Annotated in this window: 11 protein-coding genes; 4 read left to right on the forward strand and 7 right to left on the reverse strand. The window is 66.8% G+C overall.

The window, feature by feature from the left end:
* Positions 1-70: 70 nt before the first annotated feature.
* On the reverse strand, positions 71-1,060 hold the full coding sequence (locus CA833_RS25170; protein ID WP_207080601.1) for a PhnD/SsuA/transferrin family substrate-binding protein: 990 nt from the start codon (positions 1,058-1,060) through the stop codon (positions 71-73).
* A 483-nt stretch (positions 1,061-1,543) separates the two neighbouring features.
* Here CA833_RS25170 and CA833_RS25175 point away from each other — a divergent pair, with 483 nt between their 5' ends.
* The 3 genes from CA833_RS25175 to CA833_RS25185 all read left to right on the forward strand — a co-directional run bounded on the left by CA833_RS25175 (position 1,544) and on the right by CA833_RS25185 (position 5,148).
* Positions 1,544-2,854, forward strand: a complete 1,311-nt coding sequence (locus CA833_RS25175; RefSeq protein ID WP_207080602.1) for a LysR family transcriptional regulator — start codon at positions 1,544-1,546, stop codon at positions 2,852-2,854.
* 115 nt (positions 2,855-2,969) lie between these two features.
* A complete protein-coding gene (locus tag CA833_RS25180; protein WP_207080603.1) occupies positions 2,970-3,722 on the forward strand; it encodes a dienelactone hydrolase family protein in 753 nt (250 codons plus the stop codon).
* A 1-nt stretch (position 3,723) separates the two neighbouring features.
* On the forward strand, positions 3,724-5,148 hold the full coding sequence (locus CA833_RS25185) for an MFS transporter (RefSeq protein ID WP_207080604.1): 1,425 nt from the start codon (positions 3,724-3,726) through the stop codon (positions 5,146-5,148).
* Between the two features lie 222 nt (positions 5,149-5,370).
* On the opposite strand, the gene CA833_RS25190 is transcribed toward CA833_RS25185, so the two are convergent.
* Complete coding sequence (locus CA833_RS25190; RefSeq protein WP_242526506.1) at positions 5,371-6,369, reverse strand: proline iminopeptidase-family hydrolase; 999 nt, start codon at positions 6,367-6,369, stop codon at positions 5,371-5,373.
* A 182-nt stretch (positions 6,370-6,551) separates the two neighbouring features.
* Positions 6,552-8,426 (reverse strand): hypothetical protein, encoded by a 1,875-nt coding sequence (locus tag CA833_RS25195; protein WP_242526507.1) that lies wholly within the window; start codon positions 8,424-8,426, stop codon positions 6,552-6,554.
* A 402-nt stretch (positions 8,427-8,828) separates the two neighbouring features.
* On the opposite strand from CA833_RS25195, the gene CA833_RS25200 reads away from it, so the two are divergent.
* Positions 8,829-11,168: a TonB-dependent receptor gene (locus CA833_RS25200; protein WP_207080606.1), complete on the forward strand. Its 2,340-nt coding sequence runs from the start codon at positions 8,829-8,831 to the stop codon at positions 11,166-11,168.
* Between the two features lie 112 nt (positions 11,169-11,280).
* On the opposite strand, the gene CA833_RS25205 is transcribed toward CA833_RS25200, so the two are convergent.
* The 4 genes from CA833_RS25205 to CA833_RS25220 form a co-directional block, all read right to left on the reverse strand.
* Complete coding sequence (locus CA833_RS25205) at positions 11,281-11,652, reverse strand: hypothetical protein (RefSeq protein WP_207080607.1); 372 nt, start codon at positions 11,650-11,652, stop codon at positions 11,281-11,283.
* A complete protein-coding gene (locus CA833_RS25210; RefSeq protein ID WP_207080608.1) occupies positions 11,649-12,842 on the reverse strand; it encodes a lactonase family protein in 1,194 nt (397 codons plus the stop codon). Before CA833_RS25210 ends, CA833_RS25205 begins: the two co-directional genes overlap by 4 nt.
* Before the next feature lie 72 nt (positions 12,843-12,914).
* Positions 12,915-14,096, reverse strand: coding sequence for a hypothetical protein (locus CA833_RS25215; protein ID WP_207080609.1), 1,182 nt, complete (start codon positions 14,094-14,096; stop codon positions 12,915-12,917).
* 108 nt (positions 14,097-14,204) lie between these two features.
* On the reverse strand, positions 14,205-15,101 hold the full coding sequence (locus CA833_RS25220) for a LysR family transcriptional regulator (RefSeq protein ID WP_207080610.1): 897 nt from the start codon (positions 15,099-15,101) through the stop codon (positions 14,205-14,207).
* Positions 15,102-15,145: the final 44 nt, after the last annotated feature.

The raw sequence follows: 15,145 nt of genomic DNA on the forward strand, positions 1-15,145 counted from the left end.
AATTCAGGGAGCTCGAAGGCGATGGCCCTCGAAACTTCCCTTTTGTCTTCCTTCCTTGCGTCCGCCCCGATCAGACCCGCACCGGCGCCTTCGACGGATCGACGAAGAGCTCTTCCATCGACATGCGGCGCGGGGTCAGGCCCTGCTTGAACGCGGTCTGTTCGAGCGCCTCGATGGTCGCGCGGTTTTCCTCGATGCCGTAAGGCAGCGGATCGGGGCCGACAATCTTCTGGAGCGCGCGGTACTTGTCCGCCTGCTTGCCGGTGGCCTCGCCCGAGTTCAGCTTTGCCAGCCATTCGTCCTTGGCGCGGGTGAAGGCGTCGTTGAGCGAGCGGGCGATCCAGGGGTGTGCCTCGAGGATCTCGTCCTTGACGACGATGGTGCCGTGCATCGGATAGACGCCGGTGCGCGCGTAGTATTCGGCCTCGGCCTCGGCGGCGTTGGGGATGAGATCGACATACATGCTGGTGTCGACTTCCTGCCAGCCTCCGGTCGGCGCGCCGGTGCGGCCGATGCCGGCAGCGGCCTCGACGCCGGCCTGGATCTCGTCGGCGGCCATCATCTCGGCGAGCGAGCGGCCCTCGGGCGCATGCTGGACATTGGCGGGCAGCTTGAGCTGGGTCACGTGCTCCTCGTCGTCGACGATCCAGGTGACCTTGTCGTTGTCCATGCCGTATTCGTCGATGAATACCTGCCGGATCCACACGCCGGTCGTCACCGAATAGGCGCGCACGCCCACGTTCCGGCCCTCGAGATCCTTGGGCGTATTGATGCCGGAATCGGGCTTCACCAGCATGCCGCCGTGGTGGAAGCGGCGCACCACGAAGATCGGCAGCGCGGTGAACGGGCGATCGTAGGCGCGTGCGATGATGTAAGTGGTGGGCGCGAGTTCACAGACGTCGAATTCGAGATCGCGGACCATCCGGCGGAACGCGCCGATCTGCGGCTTGACGGTGACGAACTCGGCCTCGACGCCCTCGATCGCGATGCTGCCGTCGCGGATGGCGGCAGTGTGCGGATGGTCGGCGATCGCCAGCTTCAGGCGGACTTTCTGGCTCAAGGTGCTCTCCCTCGGGACTATGCAGGAAAACGGCTCGACGCGCCCGTGGCAAGGGTGCGCTGCCGGTTGCCCGCGAAAAGCGCGCAGGCCCTGGCCAAGTCAACGCACCCCACATGCGAACCGGTCGGCGGGAGCGCACAATTTATCGAAGCCCTTTCGGTAGACACGCAGGTTTATCGCGCCCCCGCGCCAACCCTGCAACCGATCGTGATAGGAAACGCGCCCCTGGCGATATAAATCCAGCGCCGTACCCAATAGGTTCCGCGTGCTGCCAGTCGCAAGTCCGCGACAATCGCCGCGCCGATGCGGGAGTGGAATTTTGAGGCTAACATGCAGCAAATACGCCATTTAGCATGATGCATTTCACAACCATAGCACGGACCCCGGCGTCCTCCGCGCTGCAGCTGCGAAGTTCTCCGTGATAGCTCCGGACATTGCCCAACCGATAAATTTCGCGCTACCCGTCCTTCCAGAGAGGACCGAATGATGACCGAAACGAGTCACCCCGAAACCGCGCCAGCCCCGTCGCCAGCGCCCCCGGGCAAAGTCGATGCCGGGAAGGAGCCGAAAGCCTGCGCAAGTGATCGCGCGCAGAGCCTGAGCTTTCGCCAATTGCGCCTGTTCGAGGCCATCGGCGATCTCAAGTCGGTCCGCCGTGCCTCGGAAGCCTGCAGCCTGTCGCAACCCGCCGTCACGCAGGCGCTCGCAAAGATGGAAGCGCAGCTCGGAGCCACGCTCGTCGACCGGCGCGCCAGCGGCAGCTACCTCAACGAGCTCGGCCTCGTCTTTCACGCCCGCGTGAAGCGCTTCTTCGAGCAGGTCGAGCGCGCCGCAGTCGAGATCGGCGCCGCCGTCAACGCCGAGAGCGCACGGGCCCTGGTCAACCGCCTCACCCGATCGCAGTTGCGAACGCTGGTGGGCGTCATGGAGCACGGCTCGTTCGAAGCCGCGAGCGAAAGCTTCGCGATCTCCGCCGCCTCGCTCCAGCGCGCGGCGCGCGACCTCCAGGGGAACCTGCGCGTCTCGCTGTTCTACCGCACCGCGGCTGGCATGCTCGTCAGCCCCCTCGGCATCCGCCTCGGGCAGATGGTCAAGCTGGCACTTCAGGAGATCGAATGGGGCGTCGCCGAAGTCGATGCCGCGCTTGACGGCAGCAGCACCCCGGTGGTGATCGGGGCCATGCCCTTCGGCGGCAGCGTGCTGCTTGCCTCGGTGCTCGATCAATTCCTCGAGAACTGCCCGAGCGCAGACATCCGCATCATGAACGAAAGCGCGGTCGAGATGACCAAGTGCCTGCGCGCGGGCGAGGTTGACTTCGTGGTCGGCCTGCTGCCCGAGGACGTGGCGCCCGGTCTCGTATGCGAGCCGCTGGTGGCGACGCCCTATGCGGTCGTCGCGCGTGCCGGGCACCCCTTGATGCGTGCGGGCAAGGTCACTCTCGAGGAACTCATGGCCTACGACTGGATTACCGGCACCCCCGGCTCCAGCCGCCGCGCCTGCTTCGATCGCCTGTTCGAGGGCACGCGGGGCCCCCAGACGCATGTCGCAACGTGCGCCGTACCGATCATCCGTCACCTGCTCAAGCGTTCCAACCGGCTGACCTTGATGACCACCTTCGAGCTAACCCACGAGGAAGGCTTGCGCACGCTGCACTTCGGCGCCATCGAACCGGTGCCCGCGATCGGCATCACCACGCGCGAGGACTGGATGCCAACGCCCGTGCAATCGGCCTTCGTCGAGGCGATCCGCGCCCACGTCAACGCCCCGCCGCCCCGGCTGCGCCAGGCGGGCTGAGGGAAGCGAGGCAGGCGCGCGTTCCTATCGGTCCGGGCCGAAGACCGATCACCGCGCATGCGTGCCAGACGCCCAAGGCGTCTCCCGTCAGCCAGCGACACAGGAGACGCCCTGCATGACCCGAACCCGTGAACTGAACCTTCACTCTATGGACGGCACACTGCCCGTCACGCTTCACCTGCCCGAAGGCGACGCACCGGGCCCCTTCCCCCCCGTCATTCTCTACATGGATGGTCCCGGCATCCGCCCTGCCGTGCAGGAGATCGCCGCGCGGCTTTCGTCCCATAGCTTCGCGGTGTTCCTGCCCGACCTCTTCCACCGCGCCGGCCACTATGCTCCGGTGGACCCGATGGTCGTCTTTACCGACCCCGAACTGCGTACGCGCCACCGCGAGACGCTCATGGCGAGTGCCACGCCCGCGAACGCGATGGCCGATACGCAAGCGCTCCTCGCTGCCATCGAAACCGTACCCGAGGCCGCTCCCGGCCCCCTCGGCGTCGTCGGCTACTGCATGGGCGGTAGGCTCGCGCTGATCGCGGCGGCCACTTTCCCCGAGTGCATCGGCGCTATCGCCAGCTTCCATGGCGGGGGCCTTGCGACCGAGAAGCCGGGTAGCCCCCACCTCCTCGCCGATCGCATCAAAGCCCGCGTCTACATCGCGGGCGCCATTGAGGACGCGAACTTCACCGAGGAACAGAAAGGGCTGCTCGTCGCCGCCTTCGAGGCGGCCAGGCTCGACCACCGCATCGAGACCTTTCCCGCGCGGCACGGCTGGGTGCCACGCGATACCGCCGTCCACGATCCCGCCGAGGCCGAACACCACTGGCGCGAACTGGTGCCCTTCCTCGAGAACGCGCTTAGGGGCTGACGTGTCCTCCCCGCAATCCACCGGCAGCTATCGCCGCACCGCGCTGATCGTCGCGGCCGCGCTCTTCATGCAGAACCTCGATGCGACGGTGCTCGCGACCGCGCTGCCGACCATGGCGCGCGAGTTCGCAGTGCCGCCCGCCGAGATGAGCCTCGCGCTCACCGGGTACCTGCTCGCGCTTGCGGTGTTCATCCCCGCCTCGGGTCCGGTGGCCGACCGCTTCGGCGGGCGCCGCACCTTTCAGGCCGCGATCGGCCTCTTCGTCGGCGGCTCGGTACTCTGCGGCTTCGCGCCGACGCTTTCCGCGCTCGTCGCCGCGCGCTTCGTGCAGGGGATCGGAGGCGCCATGATGGTGCCGGTGGGCCGCCTGGTGCTGCTGCGCTCGGTCGAGAAGCACGAGTTGGTCGCCGCGATGGCCTGGCTGACGATGCCCGCCATGATCGGTCCCATCATCGGCCCGCCCGTGGGCGGCGCCATCGTGACGCTACTCGACTGGCACTGGATCTTCTGGATCAACGTGCCGACGGGGCTGGTCGGCATGCTCATGGTCGGACGGCACATCTCCGACGAGGGCATCGCCACACCGCGTCCCTTCGACCGCCTGGGCTTCCTCCTCTGCGCGCTGACGCTGGCACCGCTGATCTTCGGGCTCCAGCTTGCTGGGCGCTCGACGCATATTGGTCTCGCCCTCGCGCTCCTGTGCGGCGGGCTTGTCGCGCTTGCCGCCTACCTTGTGCATGCAAGGCGCACGGCCCATCCCCTGCTGGACATCACCCTGCTGCGCATCGCCACCTTCCGCCTCTCGATACTCGGCGGCGGACTGATCCGCGTGACGCAGGGCGCGATGCCCTTCCTGATGCCGATGCTGCTGCAGTTCGCCTTCGGCCTCAGCGCGGCGGCAAGCGGTGGGGTGACGCTCGCGACCGCACTCGGCTCGTTCACGATGAAGGGTGTCGCCCGGCGCGTGCTCAGGCGCTTCGGCTTTCGCGCCACGCTCGCCATGGCGGGCGTGCTCTTGCCGCTGACCTATGCCCTCGCCGGCTTCATCGGCCCCGACTGGCCGCTGCCCGCGATCTTCGGACTGCTCGCGGCCTGTGGCTTCCTGGCTTCGCTTCTCTTCACCGCCTACAATACGATCGCCTATGCCGACGTCAGCCCCGAATGCATGAGCCGCGCGACGAGCTTCTACGCGACCTTCCAGCAACTCTCGCTCTCACTCGGTATCTGCGCGGGCGCCTCGATGCTGGGCCTCGCCATGCGCACCTACGGCCATACCCTCCCCGAATTCTCGGACTTCCGCAGCGCGATCTGGGCGGTCTGCGCGGTCTCGCTCCTGGCGCTGATCCCAAACCTCGCGCTGCCGCGCGATGCGGGGGCGGAGTTGAGCGGGCATCGGAAGGCGCGCGGCGGGGTATCGGAGGAATGATCAAGAAAGTCTCTTAAAGGGTTTGACCCAAGGGGTCCAACACCCCTTGCCCCCGTACACGTCAAGTTTGCGGCACCGTCAGCCGAGCGCGAGGACTGCGCCGCAGGCAATAAACACTTCCTCGCACCGAGCGCGCAACGAATAGGCGAAGCGTGACGCAGACGGTCTTGGGAGCTCGAGGGGCTATACCCCTCGAAATCATTCCCTTGTCCTTTCAATCAACTAGCTCTCATTCCGCGCCAGCCAGGGCCGGATGATCCCCAGCGCCTCATCGGGGCGATCCGAGATGAAGGCATGTCCGCCGCCCGGCACGACCGCGAATTCGGCGCCCTTGACGCGCTGGGCGAAGGATCCGAGCGTCGCCGGGCGCGCCTCGTCGTACTGGCCGGTGGCGAAGAGCGTGCGCGGCCCGTCGAGCCGGGCCAGCAGCGGTTCGCCGTCGTAGGTCCGCAAGGTCCCGGTCGAGACGAATTCGCTCGATCCCCACATGGCATTGTAGAGCTCCGCGTTCATCCTGAGCGCGGGGTGCGCGGCGAGATAGGCCCGATACCCCTCGGATCGCGGCTCGCGGCTGAGGAAGTTCGCATAGAACACCTCGGTCGCCTGTTCGCAGGCGGGGGTGATCGGCGCGGGCGGATCGCAGGCATCGAGTGTCTTCTGCACGCCGGGCGCCAGCTGGCGGCGCAACACCGCCGCATCGGCGATCCAGCTGCGCGTCGAGACCAGCGGGCTGGCGAGGATCAGGCTGGCGAGGCCCTGCGGACGGCGTGCGCCATGTTCGAGCGCCACGGTGCCGCCCCAGCTCTGCCCGAGCACGTGCCAGCGCGCGATGCCGAGCGCGCGGCGCACGGCCTCGACCTCGTCGACGAAACGCCCGACCCGCCAGTTCGCGGGTGAACCGGGGCGATCCGACAGCCCGCAGTCGAGCTGGTCGTAGAGGATCACCGCACGCTCGCCGGCCAGCGCGAGGAGGTCGAGGAATGCCGCGTGGTTGCCGCCGGGGCCACCGTGGATGGCGACCAGCGGTGCGAGCGGCCCGTCGAGGCGGCCATTGACGCGCACGTAGATGCGCCCGCCCTCGACCGGCACCATGAGTTCGCGATCGGGCGCGGGATAGCTGTCGGGCGCGCGGGCAAGCAGCGGCGATGCCGTGGCCGCCAATCCCGCCGCAAGCCCCGCCCAAAGCCCCTGGCCGAGCACTTCCCTGCGGTTCATCGGCATCGGTACCTCTCCCCCTCTGGCCGGGATCGTGTCCCGGCACCTTCAGCGGGGTAGCAGAAGCCGCGGACATGGCAACGCGACAGCCCCTCCCCCTCCCCCAACACAAAGGAAGGGGAGGACGCCGCCATGGCACCCTCCCCTCGAGGTTGTCCCGTCCCGTCAAGGGTGGGGGAGAGAGCGGTTCAGGTCAGCAGCGACTTGTCGATGTAGAGCGGCATCGAATCCTCCCACTTGCTGTCGGTCAGCAGGCGCTTGTTCGAGCCGTCGAAGTTCATCACGTAGATCTGGCCATATTGCTGGAAGGTGTTGTCATAGAGCGCAGCCTCGTCGCGGAAGCCATGCGCCGAGCCCGACCACATGATGCGCCCGTCGGGTGCCCAGACCGCGTGGCCATCGCTTTCCTTGCCATGGGTGAGCATCTGGAAATCGCTGCCGTCGGGGCGGATGGTGCAGATCTGGAAGGTGGTGCCGCCCACCTTGCGGGTGAAGACGATGCGTTCGCCGTCGGGCGACCAGCCGGGCAGGTTGTCGAGTTCCTCGGTGAGCACGCGGACCTGCCGGGTCTCGAGGTTCATGATCCTGAGGCCCCGTTCCTCGCTCTGGCCCCAGACGCGGAACACCAGTTCCCTGCCGTCCTTCGAGAAGCTCGGGAAGCCCGAGTGCACGGTGCCGTCGGTCAGGATCTCGAGATCGCTGCCGTCCTTGCGCACGCGCGCCACCACCGCCTTGGCGTAGGAGCGCTCGGCGAACCAGGTGCCGATGCCGAAGGCCAGCCACTCGCCATCGGGTGACCAGCAGGGCTGGAAGGCGCCCGCGAGGCCCTTCTGGACCATGGCCGGATTGAGCCCGGACTTCGCGTTGTCATAGACCACGCGCCGCTGCGAGCCGTCGGGACGGCAGGTAACGATCGAGGAATTGCCCGTCTGCTTCTCGGTGAAGCACATCATGCCCTGCCGCGAGAGCAGCGGGAACACGTCCATGAAGCGGTATTCGTAATCCGCGTCCCACGAGTAGAGCGGCTTGTCGAGCGGGCGGACCGGGCGGAAATCCTGCACCTCGTAGATCACGGACTTGCCGTCCGCGGTCCAGTGCGGCGAGCGCAGCCCCTTGCGCCTGAAGCCCGCGCGCCCCGAGGTATAGGCCAGCCCCTCCTCGGGCCCGCCCTTGACGACGTAGCCGATCTCGTCGTCGCTCAGGTATTGCGGCGAGACCTTGAGCCAGGCACCGCTGGTGTGCTCGATCCTTGCGCCGGTCTCGACGTCGACCGAGACGATCTGCGATTCCACGCGGCCGATCCATTCGGGACGGCGCGCGCCCCAGGTGGCCTCGGTGGTGAGTTCGTAGAACACGATGCGCTTGCCGTCGGGAGACCACGAGGGCGAGCCCTGCGACCAGTTCCGGCGCGAGGCGACCTTGGCAAAGCCGGTGCCGTCGGGGCGGATCCGGTAGATCGCCAGTTCCTGCGTGTGCTCCCAGCCATGGCCCTCGTCGTGGCCGCGCCACGAGGTGTTGCGGTCGCTCGAGAAGGCGATCCACTGGCCGTCGGGCGACCATGCGGGGCGGAAATAGCAGTCGGGGCTATCGGGATCGCCCTTGACCTCGCCGAAGCCGGTGAGCTGGCGCGTCTTGCCCGTGGCGATCTCCATGACCCAGATATTGGCCTTGTAGCCATTGCGGGTGGAGACCCAGGCCAGCCACTTGCCATCGGGCGAAAGCGCGGCGGCATCGTCCATGCTGGACCCGTCGGCCACGGCCTTGATGCCAGTGCCGTCGCCCTTGGCGACGAAGAGGCTGGAATTGCCGTCGCCAAGGCGCTCGGAGGTGAACACCAGCCGCGCGCCATCGCGCGAGAGGCGGGCGTTGTAATCGTAAGTGCTCTGGCTGAGGACCTTGCGCTCGCCGCTGCCGTCGAGGCCCGCGACGAAGACCTCCGAGACCGAAGGCGCGATGCGATTCATCATCATCACGCCCTTCTTGCTCGGTACGGGCCGGGCGATGCCGACCTGGCTGAGCAGCACCGAGGCCGGAACGGCGGCCAGGAAATCTCTGCGCTTCACTTCATGCTCTCCCTGCAATTCCTCTCGGGGCCCTCGAGCCCCCCGACGCGCCGGGACCGGGGACCGGGCGGGGGCCGGGCACCATGCCTCACGGAGCGACAAGCGTTCCTGCGAACCTCGCGCATTCTTCGCGCCAAGGTCCGTGTTCCCGTGCCTGAAACCGCATTAGGCGAGCCTCCGGGGCTTTGCACGGGCACCGTCGTCAAAGTTATCGGCCTTGGGCAAGTGCCTATATCCGCCCCGGCGATCTTGCCGCTTACACGAAAGGAACGAGGCAGCTGCAAGACAGCCATGGATGCTCGGCGCAGGCTTGCGCCGCCGCCGTTCATGCCGGGCACGAAGGCCGGTGCGGGAACAAGCAAGTCGTCCGCGATCAGCACCGCGGACGACGGGGAGGAAATCATGAAACCGACATCCATTCGCGCAGACCGAACCGCGCCGCCGACCGGCATCCACCCTGGCAGCCACCGCAGCGCCCGCCACGCGGTGCGCCCGCTCCTGCTCGCCGGGGCCGCGCTGGCACTGGGCCAGCCGCTCGCCGCTTTCGCACAGGATGGCACCGGCCCGGCCCAGGCAAGCACCACCGGGGGCGGCGTCGAGGAGATCATCGTCACCGCGCAGAAGCGCGACCAGTCCTCGCAGGACGTGCCTATCGCGATCACGGCGCTGAGCGGCGACCAGCTCCAGGGCGCCGGCATCCAGAGCACCGTCGACCTCAAGGCAACCGTGCCCTCGCTCAACATCACCACCGGCACCGGCGGCATCGGGCTGCCGCGCATCCGCGGCATTGGCGCCACCGGACAAGGGCCCGGCATCGAGAACCCGGTCGCGGTCTATGTCGACGGGGTCTACTACGGCGCCTCCTTCGGCATCCTCCAGTCGATGTTCGACACCGAACAGGTGGCCGTGCTCAAGGGGCCGCAGGGCACGCTGTTCGGCCGCAACGCCACCGGCGGCCTGATCCAGATGACCACGCTTGCCCCCAGTTTCGAATGGAAGGGCAAGGCCGAACTCGGCTACGGCAACTACGACACGCTCCATTCGGCGGCCTTCGTCACCGGCGGCGTTACCGACACCGTCGCGGTGAGCCTCTCGGGCCAGTACGACAACCAGCAGAACGGCTTCGGCACCAACCTCTACACCGGCAACGACATCCAGACCTCGAAGTCGTGGGGCGGCCGCGCCAAGCTGCTCTGGGAGCCCTCGGACGCCACGAAGGTGCTGCTCTCCGCCGACATCAACGGCCGCAGCGGCGCCGCGCCCGCGTTCCGCAACATCGCCGGAAACGCACTGGGCATCGACGTTCCCGCCGCGATCCGGGCCATGGGCGGCGATCCGCATCGCGACATCCTTGCCGACATCGACCCCAGCATGTCGACCCGCGCCTGGGGCACCAGCCTCACCGGCGAACAGGACCTCGGCTTCGCCTCGCTCAAGAGCATCACCGCCTACCGCAACTCGAAGTTCAGCTACAACTTCGACCCCGACGGCACCACCGCGCCGCGCATCATCGTCGACAACCACCAGTTCGACCGTCAGTTCACGCAGGAGCTGAACCTCGTCTCGAAGGACGGCGGCCCGTTCAAGTGGGTGCTCGGCGGGTTCTACATGCACGGCAAGGCGGGCAACGACGCCTCGCGCACCACCGGCATCTTCACTTACGGCAACAACGGCTATTCGCAGGCCGACAACACCGTGACGCTGGACTCGCTGGCCGCCTTCGCGGAAGGCACTTATGCGCTGGGCGCCTCGACCAACCTCACCGCAGGCCTGCGCTACACCACCGACAAGCGCTCGCTCGATGCCACGGTCACCAACTTCAACGGCAATGTCCCACCCGCCGGGCTGACCACCGTGGTCACCATCCCTTCGCAGAGCCACCGCTTCAACCGCCTCACCTGGCGCCTCTCGCTCGACCACCGCTTCTCGAGCGAGCTGCTCGCCTATGCGAGCTACAACCGGGGCTTCCGCGGCGGCACCTACATCACCCAGTCGGACCCGATCGTGCTGCTCAAGCCCGAGCAGGTCGATGCCTATGAAGTCGGCATCAAGTCCGACCTGTTCGACCGCAAGGTGCGGCTGAACCTCTCGGCCTACTACTACGACGAGAAGAACATCCAGGTCATGCAGGTGATCTCGGGCGCGCAGACGGTCTACAATGCCAATGCCGCCGAGATCTACGGCCTCGACGCCGACCTCACCTGGCGCGTGACAAGCGACCTCAGGCTCTTCGGCGGCGCCAACTGGACCCATGCGCGCTACACCGACTTCGACAGCGCGGTGATCTCGACGCCGTTCCCGCTGCCTTCGGGATTCACGATCCCGACCGGCCAGTCGTGCCTCGGCACTTTCGGCAATCCCTTCGCGCAGCTGGGCGGAAACTGCCTGCTGATCGGCAGCGCCACGGGCAACCGGCTGCAGAACACCCCCAGCTTCACCGCCAGCCTCGGCGCCTCCTGGGACATCCACACCGCGATCGGAAAGTTCACCGCGACGGGCAACTACTACTACAACGACGGCTACGTCGGCTCGCCCGACGAGCGCGTGAAGCAGAAGGCCTACAACACGCTCGACGCCTCGCTCACCTGGCACGCGTCGAACGACAACCTGTACGTCCGCCTCTGGGGCAAGAACCTGACCAACGCCTTCTACTGGAGCCAGATCGGCGCCACCAACAGCGGCGACAACGGCACTTACGCCGCGCCGCGCACATATGGCGTGACCGCCGGCTTCGACTTCTGAACGAGAGCGGCACGACCATGAACAAGGCCGGAAAGTCCCAGCAGACTTTCCGGCCATTTTTTGTTGTCTGCGGTGGCGGCTTGGGATGTGCCCCAAGGGACGAAGGCGGCGCTCAGCCTTCGGCCTTGATGCGGGCGAGCTCGCGCCGTGCCTCGAGATAACGCGGCAGCACCGAATCCGCGTAGGCCGCATAGATCGGCAATGCCGCCGCATCGATGCCCCACTCGCGCGCATAGAGCGCGATGATGTCGCCGGATTCGCGCATGAACGCGCCCGGCGCGACTTCCGCTGCGGGGAACGTCACCTTCTCGAAGTGCGGCGCCAGTTCCGCGCGGATCGGGGCCTCGTTGTCGTCGCCTTCACAGAACAGGCGCTGGTCGAAACGGTCGAGCACGCCTGCCTCGAGCAGAAATATCTGCAGCTTGAGACAATGCGGGCAGCTCTGCTTGAGGTAGAGCACCGGGCGGAAGGCGGGATCGGTCATGGAACAGCCTCTTCGATGAACGCGACCGAACTGGGCTTGTACACTGGCATGCGTGTACCGCTGTCGGTAAGACGGCCAGAGGCTGGGTCAACCACGAAGAGCGCGACATTGCCCTGTGCGCCCTCCCCGTTGCCACCCTGATTCGCGACCATGAGCCAGCGTCCGTCGGGCGCGAGCGAAAAACCCCAGGGCGTCCTGCCGCCGCAGTCGATCACCTGAACCGGCGTCAATGCGCCATTACGGTCCACCGCATAGACCTGGAGGGTGTTGGCACCGCGATTGCCCGCATAGAGGAAGCGCCCGTCGCGCGAGACAGCGAGCTCGGATCCACTGCGGCGGCCGGCGAAGTCAGGCGCGTCGAGCGCCACGCGAGAGACTTCGCGCAGCCGTCCCTTGCGCGCATCCCAGGCAAAGCTGTGGATCGCTCCCTCCATTTCAGTTAGCACGAAGACGTGGCGCCCGTCGGGAGCGAATACGGCATGGCGCGGTCCCGAACCCGGTGGCAGCATGACGAAGGGCTCGGCGGCCGGCTCCAGCGTGTGGCGCGCGTCATCGAAGTGGTAGAGATAGACCTTGTCGGTGCCGAGATCGGCCGCGAGCAGGAAACGCCCGCTCGGATCGAGCGTGACGCCGTGCGCGTGCGGCCCCTTCTGGCGCGGGCTCGGACCGCTGCCGATGTGTTGCAGCACGATCACCGGCGTGGCGCCCGGCGCGCCACCTGCACCGATCGCGCTCGAGGCGACGATCCCGCTCGAATAGTTGGCGACAAAGAGCGTGCCGCCATCAGGCGAAAGCGCAAGGTGCGTCGGCCCTGCCCCGCCCGAACCGCCGCGCCCCAGCAGGCTCAGCGCACCGCTTGCCGGGTCATATCCATAGCTCGCCAGCGTGCCGTCCACTTCGCCCGGCTTGCCGACCTCGCTCACCGTGAAGAGGCGGTGGCGGGCGGCATCGACAAGCACCCAGGTCGGGTGGTCGGCCTCCGCCGCCAGCACCGGCGCGCCGAGCGTGCCCGTGCGAGGATCGAGTTCGAGCGCGACGATGCCTTGCCCGGGTCCGTCGGCTTGCGTTCCCACGTAGGCGATCATCTCGCCGCGCGCGGGCACCGCGCCTTGCGGATGCGCGCAGCCCCCGAGCGCGAGCAACACGCCACCGAGCGTCAGGCCGGTCATCGCGCGAGCCTTCGTCTTCATTGCCATATCCCGTCCCTTCTCCTGGTCCCGTACTTGCACGCGCGGTTCGGCGCCGTGCAATTGCGCACCCGTTCAGAAATTGACGCTCACGAGCAGATTCATGGTCTGCTGGCGATAGCGCCCGGCAAGGCCTTCGCGCCGCGCATAGTAGAAATCAAACCGTCCGTGGCCGGCCAGGTTCGTCGAGCCTCCGAGCTTGGCATAGAAGATCGAGGAATCATCGCCTTTGCGCGCGATGTCCTGCACGAATTGCTGGATCAAGCCTGTCTCGACGTAAGGCGCAAGCCGCCAGTTTCGCCGCTCAAGCCGCTCAAGACGCACCGTACCTTGGATGAAGCCGTAGTTCTCGTCCTTCGCCGGGCTTTCACCGCGTCCGCGTGTCGCCTGATAGGCCAGCCCCAATGCCGGGCGAACGAACCAGCCCGGGGGAACCCAGGACAGCGCAGAATGATCGTACGTCTCCAGGAGCCGCGCCTCGGTGTAATAGCGGCGCCATTGCTCTCGAGAGCGGATCGTTATGCCATTGCCGAGCGGAATCTGGGCCGTGCTTTCGCCCTCGAGCGCCTGCGCGCGCACCGCAAGTCCTGTATGTGCATCGAGGCGATTCACGTAGTCTACCCGCAATCCCACGCCGTTGCTGTCCAGCGTTCCATGCGACTCCCGGAAAGTGACCGCTGCCGTCTCCGCCACTATGCCCAGCCCGACGAGCTGGTGATCGCCGATGCGGCGCAAGTATTCCGCGAGGCCGTTGTAACCGTCACTGTCGATGTTGGCGGGCCGGCTTTCGTCGCTGCGCGAATAGATGGCCGCACCGCCGAGCTTGACGAACGAGCGCCCGTCGCCCGGCAACGCAAAAGTCACGTGCGCAGGCACCACGAGGGCCTGCGCACGGTCGCGCAAGTCCGAAAGATCCGCCCCGTTGGCTTCGGCATTGGCATGGGCGCGGTACTGCCCCATGCGTGCCTGGACCGCACCGTAGGTCTCGCTGCTGTTCATCTCGCCGACGAGGCCGGTGCCGGCAAATTCGCCAATGAGCATCTCCACGGGTCGTGGCGGCACTGGTTCGGGAGCCGCAACTTGCGCCCGTGCGCCGCACGGCAGAAGGACTAACGCAATGGCCAGCCAGGTCGCATGTTCTCCTGCTCGACCGCGGCACTGCTCCATCGACACTTTGCTGCTTCTCCCGTATCCAAGTCTTCCAATCGTGACGACTGCATGGACAGGCAAAAGCATGGCAATGGGCGAGACGGCCAAGTGATCGGCACGAACACGATACGAATGCAGGCGTGAAGGGGCGCTGGGCAGGACCCGATGGTCGCCGCTCGATACACACCGAGCAAGGGCCAGGGCACCAATCCTTGGTCAGATGCAGGATGTCGCTAGTCGCTCGCGAAGCCAGGCCATAGCTGGCGCGTGATGCGAACGCTCGTGCCAGACAAGTATCTTCGAGAAGCCGGGAACCTCGAGCGGCGGATCGCGCAAGCACAGACTCTCCAGTCCGCGGACAAGGCGCTCGGGGAGAAGCGAACAGGTGTCCGAATTGCGGATCAGGTCTAGCACGAAGCTGAAGTTGGGTGCCGAGAGCACGACCCGGCGGCGCCGAGCCAGCGCGTCGAGTGCGCGATCGGTAGCGCCGTGGAACTGCGTTCCGTCATGCGACATGAGCGCGTGGTCGAGCGCACAAAAGGCATCGAGATCGAGCGGCGCGCGGGCCGCCGGGTGGCCCTGACGCATGACGCAGACATAGCGTTCCTCGAACAATCGCCGCGCACGCAGGTGCTCGGGCGCCATCTCGGGCGTGATCAGCGCGAAGTCGAGGTGTCCCTGTTCCATGTCGGTTGCCATCGCGGCCATGTCGACCGGGCGGATCGACACACGGACACCCGGCGCGATGCGTCGCAGCGCGGTCAGGAACGGCAGGATGACAACACGCTGGGCATAGTCGGTGGCAGCGATGCTGATCGTCATTTCCGCGCTCGCCGGATCGAAAACGTCCGGCTGGAGCAGGACCTCGATCTCGCGCAATGCGGCCTTGAGCCGTCCGGCGAGCGCCTCGGCGCGCGGTGTGGGCAGCATGCCGCGCTGGGCACGGATGAAGAGCGGGTCCTGAAAAGCTTCGCGCAGGCGCGTGAGCATTCCGCTGACAGCGGGCTGGGTCAGCCCGAGCCGCTCGGCCGCCCGCGTGACCGAGCGCGTCTCGATGAGCGCATCGAGCGCTTTCAGGAGGTTGAGGTCAAGCGACCTAATATCACTGAGCATGATGCCGATAATCCCGATTCCTGATTTTTCTTATATCACGTGCC

It is taken from the genome of Novosphingobium sp. KA1, assembly GCF_017309955.1.
Taxonomy (GTDB): domain Bacteria; phylum Pseudomonadota; class Alphaproteobacteria; order Sphingomonadales; family Sphingomonadaceae; genus Novosphingobium.